The sequence below is a fragment of the Shewanella sp. SM23 genome (genome assembly GCF_025654295.1).
GTDB lineage: Bacteria > Pseudomonadota > Gammaproteobacteria > Enterobacterales > Shewanellaceae > Shewanella > Shewanella oncorhynchi.
The window spans coordinates 51516-69000 of record NZ_JAKKRM010000016.1 but is presented as its reverse complement, the minus strand read 5'-3'; the positions used below and the strand labels follow the sequence as shown (position 1 = coordinate 69000).

General features: G+C 44.9%; 16 protein-coding genes. 7 read left to right on the top strand and 9 right to left on the bottom strand.

The features are described from left to right. Positions 1 to 9 precede the first annotated feature (9 nt). From L5L98_RS17400 to L5L98_RS17390, 3 genes are read left to right on the top strand one after another with little or no spacing between them, the layout of a single operon-like run. Positions 10 to 1146, top strand: a complete 1137-nt coding sequence (locus tag L5L98_RS17400; protein ID WP_263142580.1) for an alkene reductase — start codon at positions 10 to 12, stop codon at positions 1144 to 1146. After that, the gene (locus L5L98_RS17395; RefSeq protein ID WP_198573044.1) at positions 1146 to 1784 is read left to right on the top strand and encodes an ester cyclase; all 639 of its coding nucleotides are present in this window, start codon (positions 1146 to 1148) and stop codon (positions 1782 to 1784) included. The genes L5L98_RS17400 and L5L98_RS17395 overlap by 1 nt, the downstream gene beginning before the upstream one ends. Then, positions 1781 to 2773, top strand: a complete 993-nt coding sequence (locus tag L5L98_RS17390; RefSeq protein WP_263142578.1) for a polysaccharide deacetylase family protein — start codon at positions 1781 to 1783, stop codon at positions 2771 to 2773. The genes L5L98_RS17395 and L5L98_RS17390 overlap by 4 nt, the downstream gene beginning before the upstream one ends. A gap of 104 nt (positions 2774 to 2877) precedes the next feature. Here L5L98_RS17390 and L5L98_RS17385 read toward each other — a convergent pair whose 3' ends face one another. The 5 genes from L5L98_RS17385 to L5L98_RS17365 form a co-directional block, all read right to left on the bottom strand. After that, a complete protein-coding gene (locus tag L5L98_RS17385; protein ID WP_106649267.1) occupies positions 2878 to 4038 on the bottom strand; it encodes a putative sulfate/molybdate transporter in 1161 nt (386 codons plus the stop codon). Positions 4039 to 4352: 314 nt separating this feature from the next. Then, positions 4353 to 5741: a tetrathionate reductase family octaheme c-type cytochrome gene (locus L5L98_RS17380; protein WP_263142575.1), complete on the bottom strand. Its 1389-nt coding sequence runs from the start codon at positions 5739 to 5741 to the stop codon at positions 4353 to 4355. Between the two features lie 55 nt (positions 5742 to 5796). Continuing rightward, positions 5797 to 7521 carry a DUF3373 domain-containing protein gene (locus L5L98_RS17375; RefSeq protein WP_263142573.1) on the bottom strand — a complete coding sequence of 575 codons (1725 nt, stop codon included), beginning with the start codon at positions 7519 to 7521 and terminating at the stop codon, positions 5797 to 5799. Between the two features lie 191 nt (positions 7522 to 7712). Further along, entirely contained in the window at positions 7713 to 8042 is a 330-nt protein-coding gene (locus L5L98_RS17370; RefSeq protein ID WP_263142571.1) for a cytochrome c, read from the bottom strand. Positions 8043 to 8523: 481 nt separating this feature from the next. Continuing rightward, positions 8524 to 9255, bottom strand: a complete 732-nt coding sequence (locus L5L98_RS17365) for an SDR family oxidoreductase (protein ID WP_105251250.1) — start codon at positions 9253 to 9255, stop codon at positions 8524 to 8526. 191 nt (positions 9256 to 9446) lie between these two features. Between L5L98_RS17365 and L5L98_RS17360 the strand changes: the two genes are divergently transcribed. Then, entirely contained in the window at positions 9447 to 10286 is an 840-nt protein-coding gene (locus L5L98_RS17360; RefSeq protein WP_263142569.1) for a LysR family transcriptional regulator, read from the top strand. 33 nt (positions 10287 to 10319) lie between these two features. Here the strand turns inward: L5L98_RS17360 and L5L98_RS17355 are convergent, their stop codons facing one another. From L5L98_RS17355 to L5L98_RS17345, 3 genes are all read right to left on the bottom strand, one after another. Then, positions 10320 to 11096: a substrate-binding periplasmic protein gene (locus L5L98_RS17355; protein ID WP_263142567.1), complete on the bottom strand. Its 777-nt coding sequence runs from the start codon at positions 11094 to 11096 to the stop codon at positions 10320 to 10322. Between the two features lie 231 nt (positions 11097 to 11327). Then, a complete protein-coding gene (locus tag L5L98_RS17350) occupies positions 11328 to 12866 on the bottom strand; it encodes a tetratricopeptide repeat protein (RefSeq protein WP_263142565.1) in 1539 nt (512 codons plus the stop codon). Between the two features lie 118 nt (positions 12867 to 12984). After that, positions 12985 to 13821: a mechanosensitive ion channel family protein gene (locus L5L98_RS17345; protein ID WP_105251254.1), complete on the bottom strand. Its 837-nt coding sequence runs from the start codon at positions 13819 to 13821 to the stop codon at positions 12985 to 12987. 169 nt (positions 13822 to 13990) lie between these two features. Between L5L98_RS17345 and L5L98_RS17340 the strand changes: the two genes are divergently transcribed. Together L5L98_RS17340 and L5L98_RS17335 are read left to right on the top strand one after the other, a co-directional pair. Then, positions 13991 to 14470: a hypothetical protein gene (locus tag L5L98_RS17340; protein ID WP_105251255.1), complete on the top strand. Its 480-nt coding sequence runs from the start codon at positions 13991 to 13993 to the stop codon at positions 14468 to 14470. Positions 14471 to 14847: 377 nt separating this feature from the next. Next, positions 14848 to 16023 (top strand): type III PLP-dependent enzyme, encoded by a 1176-nt coding sequence (locus L5L98_RS17335; RefSeq protein ID WP_105251256.1) that lies wholly within the window; start codon positions 14848 to 14850, stop codon positions 16021 to 16023. 65 nt (positions 16024 to 16088) lie between these two features. Here L5L98_RS17335 and L5L98_RS17330 read toward each other — a convergent pair whose 3' ends face one another. Further along, positions 16089 to 16301 carry a YdcH family protein gene (locus L5L98_RS17330; protein ID WP_006083288.1) on the bottom strand — a complete coding sequence of 71 codons (213 nt, stop codon included), beginning with the start codon at positions 16299 to 16301 and terminating at the stop codon, positions 16089 to 16091. 413 nt (positions 16302 to 16714) lie between these two features. On the opposite strand from L5L98_RS17330, the gene udp reads away from it, so the two are divergent. Next, positions 16715 to 17473, top strand: coding sequence for a uridine phosphorylase (gene udp / locus L5L98_RS17325; protein ID WP_105251257.1), 759 nt, complete (start codon positions 16715 to 16717; stop codon positions 17471 to 17473). The last annotated feature ends 12 nt before the right edge of the window (positions 17474 to 17485 follow it).

The window sequence follows — 17485 nt, the reverse complement described above, 5'->3', positions numbered from 1 at the left end:
GGAGTGTGTATGAGTCTATTCATGTCTTACAAATTAGCGTCACTGGCATTAAACAATCGCATTGTGATGGCCCCTATGACTCGGGCGCGTACTACGCAGCCAGGCAATATTCCTAATGATCTGATGGCGCAATATTATGCCCAGCGCGCCTCGGCGGGGTTAATCATCACAGAAGCGACACAAATCTCCGATGACAGTCAAGGCTATTCATTTACGCCGGGCGTGTATACCGCGGAGCAAATTGAGGGCTGGAAAAAAGTCACCGCGGCAGTGCATCAGGCTGGTGGTAAAATCTTCAATCAAATTTGGCATGTTGGCCGTGTATCGCACCCGATTTTTCAGCAGGGTAATGCCCCGATTGCGCCATCAGCTATTGCGCCCGTTGGCACTAAAGTATGGATTGTGGATGAAGCGCATCCTGAAGGGCAAATGGTGGATTGCCCAGAACCTAAGGCTATGGTGCAAGCGGATATCGACCGCGTTGTGGCCGATTTTGCACAGGCGGGAGTGAATGCGGTTGCGGCGGGTTTTGATGGCATCGAAATTCACGGTGGCAATGGTTATCTAATTGACCAGTTTTTACGCACCAATTCAAACCACAGAACTGATGCCTACGGCGGTACTCAGGAAAATCGCATTCGTTTTTTACTCGAAATTGTCCAAGCCGTGAGTGCGAAAATTGGTGCCAATAAAGTCGGGGTTCGCCTCGCCCCTTACGTGACGTTTAAAGATATGGCGTGTCCTGAAATTGTAGACACTATTCTGTTAGCGGCTAAGCATTTATCGGCATTGGGCGTGGCATATTTACATCTTTCAGAGGCTGATTGGGATGATGCGCCGCAGGTGCCAGAGTCCTTTAGAGTCGAGCTGCGTAAAGTCTTTAAGGGCAGCATTATTGTTGCGGGTCGCTATGATGTGGCGCGTGCCAATGAAGTGATTGATAACGGTTATGCGGACTTAGTTGCTTTCGGTCGACCTTTTATTGCAAATCCTGATTTGCCTTACCGTTTAATGCATCAATTGCCTTTATCTGCATTCGACAAAGGGCCCTTGTTTGGCGGTAGTGCGGCGGGTTATACCGATTATCCTACACACAACGAAGCATTGAGAGCCGTTATCCGATCCGCTGACGATGAGGTGGCATAATGGATCGGGTTAACACTTTGTATGTTCAACGCTTACCCGCTTGGCTCAGTTTAAGTCTATGGTTTTCAGGCTTTATAGGTATCGCTATTGTGGGTTTTAGCTTAGCAAGTCTGAGCATGGATGCGTTAGCCGCTCAAGGGGCAACAACACAGGATAGTGCTAAAGTGCGAGCGGCGTTAGTGCCAAAAGTAGCGGCAATGGAAACGATTTCTGATCAATCACCGCAGGCACAAGCTATCGCCCGCGCCGCTTTGTTATATGCCAGTTTTTGGCACACGGGCGATGCAAGTTTTGCCCACGGCGCATTGGCGACTGGTTTTATCGACCGTACTCTGCCCGCTGGCCGCGCACAGGGAATCACGGGTCCACTCGAAGCCTCAAAGGCATTTAGGGCAGCGGTCCCCGATCTCTCTGTTTCAGTTGAGCATTTGCTAGTCGTTGGCGATCGTGCAGTGGTGCGTCTGCGTTTTAATGGCCGCTTCACTGGTGTCTTTGGTGAGCAAAAAGGCCAAGGGCAGAAAATCGATTTTCGTGCTGTTGACATGTATCGAGTACGGGATGGTTTCATCACAGATAACTGGCACCTCGAAGATTATCAAACGCTATTTTCTCAATTAGCAGCAGGGACTCAATCATGAATCAACGTCGACGATTTTTAATGGCAGGTGGCGCCATCGCTGCTGGGTTCGGCCTAAGCCAAACGGTGCTTGCTATTGGTTTACCATCATTAGATACCTTAGAAAATGACTCCAAAAGTTCAGGTGGCAGTGGTATGAACAAAATATTTTGGCCAAGTGGTGAGCAGTTAGTGATTTCAATCTCAATGCAGTTTGAAGCAGGTGCTCAAGATAAAAATGCCGAAGGGCCGTTTCCGCCGATGGAAAAGGGCTATCCAGATACCATCACCCCGACTTGGTACGACTACGGTATGAACGAAGGCATTCCAAGGCTGCTGCGCTTGTGGCGTAAGCACAATATCAAGGTGACTTCTCACATGGTTGGGCGCGCCGCTGAGCTACATCCTCAACTTGCCAAACAAGTTGCAGATGAGGGGCATGAGATTTCGGGCCACGGACAAACGTGGACGCCACAGTACAGCATGTCGCCAGCAGAGGAACGCGCCTCCTATGTGGCGAGTATTGAGACGCTGCAAAGGATCACAGGTCAGCGCCCCTTAGGTTTTAATGCCTTTTGGATGCGCCATAGTACTCAAACCCTCAATATTTTGCAGGACTTAGGTTTTATTTATCACATCGATGACCTATCGCGGGACGAACCTTCAATTATCCCAGTAGGAAATAAGCCTTTTGCGGTTGTGCCTTACACTTTACGTAACAATGATATCGGACGTTTTGGTGGCAACACTGCCATGACGGCTGCAGCCTTTTTGCAGGAACTAAAGGATGAGTTCGATATGCTCTATCAAGAAGGTTCGACGCAGCGACGGATGATGTCGATCAGTGTGCACGACCGTATTGGTGGTGCTCCTGGACTTGTAACCGCTTTAGATAAGTTTATTCAGTACGCTAAAGGTCACACTAACGTAGGCTTTATGCGTAAAGATGCCATTGCTAAATGGGCGCTGGCGCAAAAGGACACACCGACCAATCCTGCAAGAACATTTTAGCCTGCTGTAGCTTTGTTAGAAGAGGTTTGAATGGTTAACAAAAAGCGCGTTGTATAACGCGCTTTTTGTTTTTGGGACCCCTTATTACAGCGAGTCGGAAGTGATTAACGCATGGCCAACATGGCCCAAGTGCGGCGACCTTGCTCCAGAATTATCCCCACGGCAAGTCCCGCAGCGGCGTTGATGGCGAGGCAAGTCACAGCGGTTGATAAAATCACAAAGATACAGAAGGGCTTACCATCGATTAAGCGTTTCGACCATGCTAATTGCAGCCCCGCAGTGGTCAGTAAACTGCCGAGGATTGCCATAGGAATAAGGCTTAATAGCCAAGCGATATTAGTACCCCAGCACAGGGCTATCATTAAGCACGTACTGCCAAAAATTAACGGCGCCAGATAAGTGCGAGCACCAAAATGGTATTGCACCGCAAGTCCGCCCGCACCGTGGCACATGGCCGAGGCACCAAAGGGCGCGAGCAATAAGTTGGCAAGACCTGAGCTAATGGCGAAGTTTTTGGGTGTGAGTTTGGCGGCATCTTCAGGGAATTTCTCCTGCGCCATTACTGATGTAGCAATCACTGCATTGGTTAAGGTGAGAGCCAGTTGTGGCAAAACCAACAAAAGGGCGGCAGAGGTCCATTCAACTGATGTCGGCCACGCTAATTGAAATGGCGCTGTCATTGCTTGAATATCAAAGTTAGTGGCTAAACTAGTTTGTGTACTTGCTTGCCAAATCATCCCCGCTGCTATGACTAAGGGCATGGCAAGGTAACGCAGCGGCAAAAATTTACTGATAAATAACAGTACAAATGCCCCCACGCCAACCAGCCAAAATTCACTCATCATCTTAGTGCCCATCCACATCAGTTGCAGACCTATGGCGAGTTGAATGCCAACACTCACAGCTTGGGATAACTGTTTGGCTAACCAAGTGATGGCGCCGCTAAAGGCGAGAATTAACAGGATAATGCCCATTAACATGGCGCTTGCCTGCAACATGCCTGGGGTTAAGCCCTGAGCGATCACCAGTGCAGCGATGACTTTCATCGGTTGTACCGGAATCGGGCGACGGTAAAACAGCGCGCTGAGAATAGCGAATAGACCAAACCCCAAAAATATCCCTTGGGGCGAAAATTGATTGAGGGCAATTAGCCCTAGCACTAAAGGTAAAAAAGTGCCTAAGTCGGCAAAAGCGCCACTGGTTTCACCGAGTAAACGGTTGAATGAAGGATTGGATACTGTTTGGGAAATTTTGCCCGAGGTCATACTGATTGCCGTAATTGAACACGCTATGACTACGCAAAATAAATGCCATAAAAATCAGATGATTTGGGGGGTAAACAGAGTCAAACTACCGTATTGAGTCACTCAATGAGACAAACTGGGGCAAGATCGAAGAATGGCTGAGTCTAATTGTCTTTTTGAGTGAGAGTAACAAGATAATAAAAAGAGAGATCTTAGTGAACACTAAGATCTCAAAGGGTATTACTGGGAACTCGATTTGGTTCATCAGTTGTGTTCACTTCGATGCCTTACTAAAAGTAAGATATCTGTGATGCTCAAATCAGTGAACGATTCAATCAAGGCTGTTTGTGTTTTGGCCCTTGTTTACTTTTCATCGGGTCACCTTGATAACCTAGGGCTTGCCAATCGAGTCTTGTGCCTTTGTTATGGCAGTCGTTACAATTTAATGCTTGCTCCTTTGGTGACACCATATGGTTTATCCGCCACCACATTTCAGTGGCTGCAAAGTCATATTCCCCACTGTATTTGATACCTTTCTCAAGCATAGTCGTGTTCGCTTCCATTCCTAGTTTTGCCGCTAAGTTCCAATCAAACTCGCTCCAGAATCCCCCTTTGCCATAGGTTTTCGGTGTGATAAAAATATTGAGTTTTTTATCGTAAATTTGTTTACCCGTGTGCACCTTGAAAGGATAGATTTTTGCTTTGACATCATTTATATCGCCAATGGGATAGGTCAATTTAGTGACTGTACTTGGATCCATTTTATCACCTGCCATATAAGCATTGGCTGTGCCGTTGTACCAAGCGTATTGGGGTTTGACCATTTTTTCCCAAACAAAATCTCCTTTTTTCTTTTGGTAGGTATGCTTACCGTATTGGTCGAGTGTTTCTTTTTTATCATCTCCAGCTGTTGACCAGTCCCAGCGCATTTTTGTCGGTTCGTTTTTAGCAAAATACGGAATATGACAGGTTTGACAGGCAACTGCCGCTGTATGAGTATTGAGTTTTTTGTTCGCGTGCGGCGCTGATTCGTGGCAGTTTTCACAGCCAATATGGTCGACACCACCGGGTGAAACCCCCATAGCATTACCTGAGATCATGTGTTTCTCAGTGGTGTGGCAGTTCTGACATTGAAAGTCATTACCGTCGCTATCCATATGCACATCCGTCGCTTTGTCTGGATAAGACATGGATGAGTCTAAGTCCCCATGTTTTACCGCGTCACCACCGCCACCATAGAAGTGGCAACTACCGCAGTTATCCCGTACAGGTTCGCCAACGTTTTGAGCTATTTTAGTCAGATCGAGCTTTGCCATAGGTTCACCTGCGCCAGCGGGATCTTTAACATAAGTTCCTGTAGTGTCGTGACAAACTAGGCAGTCGACTTTGGTTTTATCTTTAAAGTCAAAGTTACTGTCTTTCCAACCATAACCCGCGTGACAACTGGTACAGCGGGGTTCATTGCTGGAAATGGCAACGCAGAAGTTATTAATGCTGTTTTTCTTACCTCTTACGACTGTCCTATCGGGAAGTTTTTGTTCTAACTCCCAAGTCCAATGGGAGGTTTTCATCACGTCAGTCGCTTGATTTTCATGGCAGACTAAACATTGTGTGGTCACCTGTGAGCCTGTGGTAAACGGGCCTTTAAGTGCCTCTTTATGGGGATTAGCGGCGTAGGCATTTAATGTCATGCCCGCTAAGGCAATGAGGATGAGCTTATTCATTTTGTACTCCCACCCTCGATGTAACCGAGGGCTGATCGTTGTTATCAATGACGGATTAGAAGTTGATGGTGAGTGAGGCGTTGACATCAAACGCGGTATCAACCACTGGCAACATGGAATAAGCAGAGCCAGCTAGTACATCGTCGATTTTTTGTGGAGCACCCACAGGTGTACCGCTGCCTGTGTACTCGTAGTCGTAATAAAGGCCAGCAAGTTTGATAAACATTTTGGGGTTAATATCAAAGATGTAATAGGCTTCTGCTACATGTCCTCGGGTAGCTAACTTACTACCAATAGGGTCATCCTGTGCCTGGGTAAAAGGCGTCCAATATTCGGAGCCATAGTTATATTCCAGACCCAATTTGCCGTAGGGAGCAGGAATTTGTACGCCGACATAAATACCATAACCGTCTTTGGCTTCGGTATCGTCACTGGTTTTTGGCACCATAATAATCTCAGTACCAGTGCTGTTTAGCTCGGCTTCAAATATGGCATCGGATAACATGCCGCCAAACATGCCTGCGTTACCGTTAGGCTCGGCGCGAGTCCAGCCGAATGATGCAAACCATTTGATATCGTTTGCTTCTTCGCGCGCAAAACCAATTCCTCCTAGATACATGTCGCCGATAACCCCGCTGGGTTGTACTCGGGTAACAAAGTTAAAGTTGTCGAACTTTTGCATATCTTGATACATGGTGGGGGCGAAAATGCCTGCAAGCTGGGTAGGGAAGGCCATGGTGCCTTTAAAGCCGTCATTAACATCTTTGGCGCCAAACAGGGTGAACTGGAGGAAGTTGGTGCCATCGTTGATCGCATCGATATTAAAGCCACCAAGGTGAGTATCCTTGGTGACAATATCACCAAACATTTCGCCATTTCCCCATTGTGATTCAAAGCCTTGGCCGTAACAGAAACGGACGACTTGGCCTTCGATACCTGTGATTTCGCCTAGGTTGTAGCCTAACGTGGCGCCATCGAAGTTGAAGTTGACTAAATGTCCTGAAGGTGTGCCGCCACGCATTTCATTCTCGCGGTAGTGACTGGGTGGACCATAGGTGGAAGGGCGACGACCTATGGAAAGATAAAACTCTGATCCATTAATGTTTTTCCAATCGAAATAGGCGCGTTCAACCCGCAGCCAGTCACCACTGGTATTGCCGCTACTGGTACCATCCATAGTGAAAGACCGCCAAGAATCAAATACTTGAACTCCGGTAGAATCACCCCAGTTTTTATACATACTGAGGCGGCCAGCAAAACTGACGTTATCCCATACCTTAGCTTTCAGATTTAACCGCAGGCGAGTGGTGTAAAAAATATCGTTATCTATATCCTGTACACTTTTGGGCGCGAGCACATAGGGCATAACACCTTGTAACATGCCATTTTGGAAGGCTGCAGCAAGGTCTGGATTAGCTTGCATCATTTTCCCTAGTGGGGAGTTGAGATCGTTGGGCATACCGAAAGCGCCGGACATGGCTTTGGCACCAAAGTCGTTGAAATTGACTTTGATGGCAGGGTTCCAGACAACATCGCGGTAATGTAGTGAATGAGCTTTAGTGCGGAAATCACCTGTAATTTCAAGGCGGTCTAACGATGTGTGCCGCTCGGTTTTGTCGACGCGATTATTGAGATCATCCAATTGCTCGGTAATATCGGCAAGTTTATGTTTTAACTCGGTAATTTTTTGATTTTCCTGTTGCACATCATTAGGTGTAGCAAAAGATTGGCCTGACATAAACAAGGCATTGGCAACGAGGATTGAGATAAGAGTACGCATAAGGTTTCTCCCAGAGTTGTTCTGTTGGCATTATTGCGCTAAGTGCATTTCGCCAAATTTACCCAATAGGAGTCCCTGAGGTGTGTTCCCCATTTTTCTCGAATTGGTTTTTTAATTTTTAATTCAATGTGTTAGTGAGCATTTGCAGGGGAGCTCTCTACCATTGTCTTAGGCCATAACGTTGGCAGAGATCAACCGCAGGTTTGGGGTTGGTCCGAGTCGGCGGCGTGGTCATACAAAAATTGCTGTATATCCTTGAGGTCTTGCTCCGAGAGGCTATTGAATACCTCTGGTTTGAATTTGTGCTTATCTTTATCAAAGAAGCGATCCCACTGGCTCATCGTTTTGGCCATTGGCGTGAGTTCACCACCTTCACCGCCTTGGCTATGGCAGACTTTGCATTCTTTTTTGTACAAATGTTTACCTTTCTTTGGATTACCTCCCTCTGCGGCATACGCATTAATACTTAAGCTGCCGATCACTGCCATGGCAATTGCTATCTTAGTTGACGTTTTCATCATCTCATTCCTTACTTTTTGTGATCATTTACATTTATTTGTTGGTTAAGTGTTTTTATTGATTCCACTTTGTAAATTAATTTATCAAATCCTACGGTGTGTAAATTTGAGGTATATCACTTTCATTAAAAAAATCTAATTGATAAAAAGTTCATTGATAAAAATCTAATTGATGATGTTATAGAGCGGTATGATTATTTTTTTCTTATTTAAAAACAATCAACTAGTCTACGTGCTAAATTAGCTCTGATAACTTTGAGTTTCGGGTTTTGCGCCTAAAGCACAAAAAATGGACTGTGATTAAGCTAACACTTTGTAAAATATGCACTCACTAAAGTAGTGATGTTGAAACTTAGCAGCTGTTTGGCAGGCTTTATTGGGAAGTAAATAATGCCAGAGTTGACTCTGGCATTATTGATTTTGGGGATAGGTTTGGTTGTCTTTCGAAGCAAGATAACTTAGATAAAAGTAGACTCAGAACGGATTAAGGTTGCTGGCGCGTTGGTGCTAGAACGATTTCGCGTACGCACACATTTTGCGGTTGTTGCCATGCAAACAGTGCAGCAGCGGCGACGTTTTCAGGGGCGATAACGCCGCCCATTTCTTCTTTCCAGTCATGGTAACCCGCTTTAATGTCATCGCTGGTGGTATGGCTCAACAACTCGGTTTCTACTGCGCCGGGGGCGATAGTGATAAGGCGTACGTCATCCATGGCGACTTCTTCACGAATGTTTTCTGTTAAGGCGTGCACGGCAAATTTAGTAGCGCAGTAAGCGGCGTGGTTTGGAAAGGTTTTACGCCCCGCCACTGAGCTGACATTAATGATAGTGCCAGTTTTGCGAGCTTTCATGTCGGCTAATACCGCATGAATACCATTAAGCACGCCCATCACATTGATATTGAGCATGCGGCTCCATTCATTGGGATCTTGCACATCGATTTGGCCTAGTAGCATGATTCCCGCGTTATTGATAAGACAGCCGACCGGGCCAAATTGTGCTTCTGCTTGGGTTATGGCTGTTTTAATAGCTGCACCGTCGGTGACATCGACGCTGATAGAAAGGCTGTTTGGTAATTCAAGCGCTTGCATTGCTTCAACTCGGCGTGCCAGTAATAGCAGCGGGTGGCCTGCAGCGCTAAAGCTTTTGGCCATAGCGGCGCCAATACCCGATGAAGCGCCCGTGATGACAACCAGTGATTTAGTAACTTGATTCATTAGTATTTCCTATTAATTGGAGCCAATGTAAGCCGTAAACAAACTGTTGTTCGGCGTCTTGAACTTGTTAACCAGTATAGACTGGGGATTTTCAGTCGAAAAATACTTATTCCAGCTGGATATGATAGGCTCAGCCTATGGCACTATTGTTGAAATTTGTGCTGAACTCGTCGGTTGTCGGAGAAGATTAAATGGTCGATTTGCGTTTGCTGCGTTTCTTTATCGCAATTTTTGAAGAGAACAATATTACCTCGGCGGCTAACCGTTGCTTTGTGAGCCAGCCTTCACTGTCTGCTGGGTTAAAGCAACTCGAAGAAGAGCTTGGTGGTCAGTTATTTGAGCGCAGCAAAAAAGGCGTTAAACCTTTGGACAGCGCGCACTATCTATACCCTTTGGCGGTTAAATTAGTCGAGGAGGCGAGTAAGTTACCAAGCTTGTTTATGGCGAAGGCAAGCCGGCAAAAGCTACGTTTGGCTGTGATGCCAGATTTAAGCCAGCGGCGTTTGGCAGGATTTTTACAACAGGTGAATCAAGCCATTGATAAGCTAGATCTTGAACTGGTGGACTATCAAAGCCCCGCAGATTGCCGTTTAAGCATCGACAGCTTGCGCCATGAAGATGAGGTATTTTTTCCGCTGTGGGAGGAGGATTATGTGCTCTGCGTCCCCAAGGATCATACCCTCGCCCAAGTAGATAACCTACGCCCCGAGCAGCTCAATGGCTTTGACTTTATTGAGTGCCCACCCTGTGAAGCCCATCAGCAAACGATAGGTTTATTGGCGTGCAGCAATATGTCGCTTAATTTGGTCGCTAAGGCTGAGTCAAAATCTCTAGTGATGTCGCTAGTGTTAGCCGGATTTGGCGTGAGTTTTTTACCCGATGGTTTGATTGAAGATGAGCCTAGGCTCAAGCAAGTGAAATTTGATGGTCCGAGAATGTTCCGTCGTATTGGTTTGTGTTATCCCTCCCATCAGGCAGTTGCGCCAACATTGGCGACCTTGTTACGGCATTTAGCCGCTCGATCGAATTAATTCCAAGTTAGTTTTGGGTTATCAGCATTCAGATTAGTGAGTCGCTAAGGGCGATTCAGTGAGATTAAGTGGAGGCTCGACGCCGTAGGATTTAAATAGTTGAGTAATTTCACCTGAGGTGCGCATGTCGTCGACTATCTGGTGAACTTGCTTGGCATATTGATGCTGCGGCGACATGAGCGGAATACTGAAATAGCGGCCATTTTTGCTGATATCTACGTATGCCATCTGTTTGAGTTGGGGATCTTTGGCAAAAAATTGCATCTCATGCTGTTCGGAGGTGATGGCTAAATCGATACGCTCAGCCTTCAACATATTGATTAACTGACCGTTATCATTAACAAAAGACACTTTTAGTTGGTTTTGATTGTCATTGAACTGCGGACAGTAAAAAGCGCCTCTAAGTGCGCCAATGATATGAGGTTTTAGTTCATCGAAATGTTTGACTTCAAGTTGTCTATTCGCAAGGGCAAAGTAATAGACGTAGCGCTTGTCGTATCCTAGAAGCATAGGGTCTAGAAAATCGTTGCGCTCTGGCGTCATCGAATGGACAGGGATTAGGTCGACTTGTCCCATTTCTGCCACTTTAATTGTGCGTGCCCAAGGCACATTACTCCAATTTATCTTGTGACCTAGGCGGGCGATGACTTCATTGATGACAGCTGCACCTGGGCCTTTGCACTCACCATTTTCGACATAAATAACAGGATGCCTATCGCGGCAGTGTGCTTGCCAGACAACAGCAGAGGTTTCTGCCCTTGCTTGGGACAGAAATAAGCATGAAATGACAATGATCAGTATCAGCCTCATTCATCTTGCCTATTAAAATGCTCAGTTTTAATTTAGGGCTGGACAGTTAATTCGACTAGGTTTTATTTTTGAGTCGTTTAGCTGCGCAGGTTTGGTCAATAATTGATTGTAGTGCTTATACATCCACTGTGCTTTTTAAGTAATTATAAATTCACTCTATTTTGTAACCAAACGGTTTGGCCTGTTAAATCTGACCAAACCTTTTCAGGGGCTCATTCGCTGCTAGGAAACTTACCTATCCGACTCAAGATAGGGCGTTAATTGGGTTTCAATAGCCTCAATTTGAGTTTCGGCGTAGGCAAGTTCGGATTCGGTTAAACATGATTTTGCGGTGTTTTGATGGAGTCGTTGAGCGCTATTCATCCCGTATTTACCAAAATGACGTAGCAATAAACTAGACCAAATAAACATTTGTATAGGTTTATTTAATTGTTCTGCGCCGTAAATATTGACCAGCTCCCGCATAGCAATTTCATGACCTAGCTCTGCCGATTTGACGTACCAAGCTTCTGCCGCTTGTAGAGCCTCTTGAGTGGTTTTTTCACCACTTAAAAATGATTCAGCCTTATAGAAATAAAAATATTGTTGTTGCTCAGCGGGGATTGGATGCTGATGCAAGAAACTGTCACGTAGACGCTCAGCCTCTCTTATCTCTAAGGTACCTAGTTGCTGACTGAATCTGGCTAATTCTTTTAGATGATCGGCTCTATTGCTCATGGCCGCGAGCTGGTAATACATTAACGCTTTAATCGGTTGGCGACTCACGCCTAAACCTTGCTCATAAATCTTGCCTAAGCCTAGCAGTGCGTCTTCATTCCACTTAAGTGCGAATTCTTCAAAGTCAATTTTAGCCTGTTGGTAATCACTCTCATTTTGTGGCGCTTTCAGTAAAAGATGAGCAAATTCAATCTTAGCGAAGTCATTACCTCTAGCGACAGATTGGCTTAACCAATGGCGCGCCTTGTCATAGTCGACAGCAAAATCTTCACCGTAGAGGAAACGTTTACCAAGATAATACTGGCGGAAATCATCGTCTGCGGCGCGCTCGCTAAGTAATGCCTCTGCACGCGCTAAATCTTTAGGTCCACCTTGGCCTGCAGCAAGCATATGCCCTAGATCATCTTTTGCTAATTCATAATCAGCGGCTGCGGATTTCTCAAAGTATTCACGTGCTTTGATATAGTCCGAAGTGACGCGCTCATCATGCCAGTAGAGTGTGGCTAAATGGTAATAGGCTCTTTGGTTTTCTTGTGCGGCGGCTTTTTCGAACCAGTAAATTGCTTGGCTAGCATCGGGATCGAGAAAGGGCTGGCTTAGATACAAGTAAGCAAGCTCATATTGAAACTCGGCTTGCCCCGCTTCGGCATTAGGTTTGAGCTGTTCTGCCTGTGCGATTAACTCATCGAGTGTTTGCGACTCAGAAGAGAGCAAATTAGGTAGTGTGAGCATGGGTAAATATTGAGGCTCTATTTCGGCGGCTTTTTTATACCAATCGTTAGATGCCTTGGGATCGGCGGGAACTTGTGGGAATCGACCGGAATAAAGTTCGGCCATAGCAATGGCGGCAACGGCTAAGCCTTTATCGACTGCCTGCTGAATATAATCTAGGCCAGAGTTGACTTCGCCTTGATTAATCAGTGTTAAGCCATGATTGAGTAGCGCAGTAGGATCACCTGTGGCAAGTGCTTTAGCTTGCACTTGTTTTTTTTGATATTTAGCGAAAAAAATAAACAGTACAATAAAAGCAATAATTATGAGTATCAACAACATAGTAGTCCATCACTATCGATATTTGGGAGTATAGTAAACGTAAATTTTTACAAGAATGCAAGTTTACAATTTGGGCTAGGCTGATCGACTAAGCCGATCAATCCCATGGGCATTAGCGTTATTTATCTTGCAGATGGATCTCCCTAATGGGGCAGGCAATCTCGATTCCCGCCTGCTTAAGGGTGTTATAAAGAGCGAGGTTCACCTTATATTTATGCTGAAAATAGCTTTGTGTGGGCACCCAGTAACGAACCCCCATTTCAATTCCATTAGCATTAAAACCATTGATGCCAATATTAGGTGTGGTCTCTTGATAAACATAGGGATTATTGCTCAATAACTCAGTAATCACACTAATGGCTCGTTCGGGATCTGTGTTGTAACTGAGATTGAACTGGGTTTCGACTAGCTTATTGCTGAAGGAGTTGTGCAAGATTTCGCCGACGATATGCTTATTAGGAATGCTGATTTGCTCACCTTCCTCATTGGTCAGTATGGTCATGCCTAAGTGGATACGTTTAACAACGCCGCTTTCCCCTTTAATTTCAATAGTATTGCCTACCACAAAAGGGCGGGTGACGATAATAGTCACGCCTGCGGCATAGTTCGCTAGCATACCTTGTAAGGCTAAACCTGCGCCGAGGGAGGCGGCACCAATTGCCGCAACCATAGGGGTAATACTGATGCCGATCTTGCCGAGGGCGATAATCCCGACCATGACGATGATCAGAATGCGGATAAGATTGCTGACAAAATTGCTTAGGGTGATATCGATATTGTGTTTGTCGAATTGCTTAGCGACTAAGCGTGATACTTTACTGGCTACCCATAAACCTAACAAAAAGATCAGCAAAGCACCTACGAGTTGAAAGCTGTAGGTGACTAAAAACTCGGTGATGAGTTGATAAACGCCTTGTAGTTGCTGCAATTCTTGATCGAGTCCAGGTGTTATCATTATGATATCCTTGTAATAAAATTAACTGTGCGATTATAGCGTAGAAATTTCACCAAATACTTTTCGCCCTTCATGTGTGAAGCGTATCATGTAATCGTGGTTGGTTTAATGAGTCGATAGGGGGAGTCAGGTATGCTGTTCGCCTATCCAATAATGGAGTCGAGTGTTTATGAAAACGCTGTTGTTATGTTTGTCTTGTCTGTTAACCCCAATCTGGGCGTATGCTGCGAGTTATGTTGCCGGAGATGCGATTAATCCCATTTCACTTCTCGACCAAAATGATAAAACCATTAATGTGACTGATGAGACTCAAGTGCTGCTCTTTAGTCGCAGCATGAAAGGCGGTGATGTGATAAAGGATGCACTTACTCCCTTGAGCGCGACTCAAATGCCAACGGGTTTAGTTTATGTTGCCGATATCAGTGGTATGCCTTCTTTGATCGCTAAATTTGTGGCTGTGCCACAGATGCAAGATTTACCTTTTGCGATTGGGTTAGATAGGGATGGTGAGATCAGTCGTTTATTACCTGATAACAAAGATATGGCCACTATGATATTGCTCAAGCAGCGTAACATTTTGGACATTGCCTATTTTGATTCCAGTGAAGCCTTGAACCAAGCTCTCGCAAAACTCAATCAGCCGCAGTAACGACTCGATTTAACGGACGTATTTTAAGGCATCCATTAGTCTTCTTTTCGCTGTGTGATTGTTACTTCAAGATAACTGTTTTTAGATGGATATTTTGGCCCCAGCCAGTCTATCCATCTCCCTTCCGATAACGTCGTAAAAAATTCACTTTTTATTCTGATAATGAGCACAAATTTACCTTAGGGTTTGTGTGCATAATTATTTGTTTTATAGCGCCTTTTTTTGATGGTTCAGTTCCTTAAAGAGTTGTGGAATAAAAAGTTATTAATTCAGCATAAAAATGCGTTGCGTAAAGCGAAAAAATATCGTTTACTGCGCACGTTTTTAATACATCACACTTACTGTTATCTATCTGACCCAAAGGAGACTCTGGCCCAATGAGCCAATTTCAATCTATTGATGTTGCTGACTATTATGATATGGACACATTCAAGCGTATTGAAGCGTTTGCCAAAGACAAAGCAACCCCGTTCGTCGTGATCGATACCAGTATCATAGCGAAACAATACGATGACATGGTTAATAGTTTTCCTTACGCCAACGTTTATTATGCAGTTAAGGCAAACCCCGCGGCCGAGATCTTATCTTTACTAAAAGATAAAGGGTCAAACTTTGATATTGCCTCGATTTATGAGCTAGATATGGTCATGAATGTCGGTGTGACAACCGATCGAGTCAGCTATGGTAATACCATTAAAAAGCGCCAAGATGTGCGTGCATTTTATGAGCGTGGCGTGCGTATGTATGCATCTGACTCAGAAGCTGATTTGCGAATGATCGCTGAAGAAGCACCGGGTTCACGTATTTATGTGCGCATTCTGACCGAAGGTACAGATACCGCTGATTGGCCGTTATCCCGTAAATTCGGCTGCCAAAACGAAATGGCCTATGAGCTATTAGTATTGGCACAGGAATTAGGCTTAGAGCCTTTTGGTATTTCTTTCCATGTGGGTTCTCAGCAACGTGACATAGGTGCTTGGGATTCCGCTATTGGTAAAGTGAAAAGTATTTTTGACCGTTTGCGTGATGAGCACAATATCACCTTGAAGATGATCAACATGGGTGGCGGTTTCCCTGCTAACTATATTGATAAAACCAATCAATTGGGTGTGTATGCCGAGCAAATCACCCACTTCTTGAAGGAAGATTTTGGTGATGATTTACCACAAATTATTTTGGAACCAGGTCGTTCGTTGATCTCTAACGCGGGGATTTTAGTGTCTGAAGTGGTACTGATCAGCAAAAAATCTTACACAGCGTTAGAGCGTTGGGTGTTTACCGATGTGGGTAAATTCTCTGGCTTGATTGAAACGATGGACGAGGCGATTAAGTTCCCGATTTATACTGAGCGTCAAGGCGAGCTGGATAAATGCGTGATTGCCGGCCCAACCTGTGACAGTGCAGATATCATGTATGAGCACTATAGCTATGGCTTACCAAATGACTTAGCCATTGGCGACCGTATGTATTGGTTAACCGCAGGGGCTTATACGACGACGTATTCAGCAGTATGCTTTAACGGTTTCCCACCGCTGAAGGATTACTATCTGTAAGCGATTGTGGTGACATTAATAAGGGCGCTTAGGCGCCCTTATTTGTCTTTAGAGTAATAGCGGGATTACTCGTGGGATTTGAGGATCTGATAAATTTCCTCTTTTAAGTGTAACTTTCTGCTTTTGAGTTCTTTCACAGTGGGGTTGAAATCACTGGCGACACGTTTTTCCAGTTGTTTGATTTCCTCGTCTAACTGATTATGCTCATTAAACTTACGTTGAAAATGAGCATCTTGGGTTTTCAGGGTGGAAATTAATTCTCTGTACTCTGGAAACATCGGCATTCTCCTTGTCGTCATTTACTACACTTCAGGTTACGCCTTAACCCTAACCTTATACCAAGTCGTTAAACGTGACTTAGATCACTTTTAGCGGTCACTTAGATTAATACTAATGGATGATTTATTTTAATCTATTTTAAATCAGTATCTTAGGTATTTGTTGCCACAGCCTCTGGCATGAGTTCTGGATCTGGTTCACACTTTGTTTGGTATAAATCAGACTGACATTCGAAATATGGGCAAATTTGCTATCTTGTGAGCAGATGCTGGTGTAGTTGGTAATTTCATTACGACTAAACAATTACTTCTTGCCGATAATTCTGTGATCAAGTTAACCTTCACCGCTTCGATACTAGGTTAAAGTCGATTTTATAAGAATTTAATTATCAAAAATGAAAGGGGTTTTCACAATGGCTGATGTATTTCATTTAGGTTTGACCAAAGCGATGCTCGATGGTGCAACCTTAGCAATCGTTCCTGGTGATCCAGAGCGTGTAAAACGTATTGCCGAACTAATGGACAATGCGACGTTTCTTGCTAGCCACCGCGAGTATACAAGCTATTTAGCGTATGCCGATGGCAAGCCAGTAGTAGTGTGTTCAACCGGTATCGGTGGTCCATCTACTTCTATTGCAGTAGAAGAACTTGCACAATTAGGTGTGAATACCTTCCTGCGTGTAGGGACTACAGGCGCAATCCAACCTCATGTAAATGTGGGCGATGTGATTGTGACTCAAGCTTCAGTGCGTTTAGATGGCGCAAGCTTACATTTTGCACCTATGGAATATCCAGCGGTTGCAAACTTTGAATGTACCACTGCTATGGTTGCGGCGTGTCGCGATGCTGGCGTTGAGCCACACATTGGCGTAACAGCTTCTTCTGATACTTTCTACCCAGGCCAAGAGCGTTATGACACTGTCACAGGCCGTGTAACGCGTCGTTTCGCGGGTTCAATGAAAGAATGGCAAGATATGGGCGTACTGAACTATGAGATGGAGTCTTCCACTTTGTTCACTATGTGTGCTACTCAAGGTTGGCGTGCAGCCTGCGTTGCTGGTGTGATTGTAAACCGCACCCAACAAGAAATTCCTAATGAAGCCACAATGAAGAAAACTGAAGTGAGTGCGGTTTCTATCGTGGTTGCAGCAGCGAAAAAATTGTTAGCTTAATTTTTAGTAAGC

Bases quoted from the DNA above. Each gene is read 5' to 3' on its own strand.
- L5L98_RS17370 (WP_263142571.1), bottom strand. From the start codon at position 8,042: ATGATGAAAACGTCAACTAAGATAGCAATTGCCATGGCAGTGATCGGC.
- L5L98_RS17395 (WP_198573044.1), top strand. From the start codon at position 1,146: ATGGATCGGGTTAACACTTTGTATGTTCAACGCTTACCCGCTTGGCTC.
- L5L98_RS17350 (WP_263142565.1), bottom strand. From the start codon at position 12,866: ATGTTGTTGATACTCATAATTATTGCTTTTATTGTACTGTTTATTTTT.
- L5L98_RS17380 (WP_263142575.1), bottom strand. From the start codon at position 5,741: ATGAATAAGCTCATCCTCATTGCCTTAGCGGGCATGACATTAAATGCC.
- L5L98_RS17400 (WP_263142580.1), top strand. From the start codon at position 10: ATGAGTCTATTCATGTCTTACAAATTAGCGTCACTGGCATTAAACAAT.
- L5L98_RS17365 (WP_105251250.1), bottom strand. From the start codon at position 9,255: ATGAATCAAGTTACTAAATCACTGGTTGTCATCACGGGCGCTTCATCG.
- L5L98_RS17335 (WP_105251256.1), top strand. From the start codon at position 14,848: ATGAGCCAATTTCAATCTATTGATGTTGCTGACTATTATGATATGGAC.
- L5L98_RS17345 (WP_105251254.1), bottom strand. From the start codon at position 13,821: ATGATAACACCTGGACTCGATCAAGAATTGCAGCAACTACAAGGCGTT.
- L5L98_RS17340 (WP_105251255.1), top strand. From the start codon at position 13,991: ATGAAAACGCTGTTGTTATGTTTGTCTTGTCTGTTAACCCCAATCTGG.
- L5L98_RS17355 (WP_263142567.1), bottom strand. From the start codon at position 11,096: ATGAGGCTGATACTGATCATTGTCATTTCATGCTTATTTCTGTCCCAA.
- L5L98_RS17385 (WP_106649267.1), bottom strand. From the start codon at position 4,038: ATGACCTCGGGCAAAATTTCCCAAACAGTATCCAATCCTTCATTCAAC.
- L5L98_RS17390 (WP_263142578.1), top strand. From the start codon at position 1,781: ATGAATCAACGTCGACGATTTTTAATGGCAGGTGGCGCCATCGCTGCT.
- L5L98_RS17330 (WP_006083288.1), bottom strand. From the start codon at position 16,301: ATGTTTCCAGAGTACAGAGAATTAATTTCCACCCTGAAAACCCAAGAT.
- udp (WP_105251257.1), top strand. From the start codon at position 16,715: ATGGCTGATGTATTTCATTTAGGTTTGACCAAAGCGATGCTCGATGGT.
- L5L98_RS17375 (WP_263142573.1), bottom strand. From the start codon at position 7,521: ATGCGTACTCTTATCTCAATCCTCGTTGCCAATGCCTTGTTTATGTCA.
- L5L98_RS17360 (WP_263142569.1), top strand. From the start codon at position 9,447: ATGGTCGATTTGCGTTTGCTGCGTTTCTTTATCGCAATTTTTGAAGAG.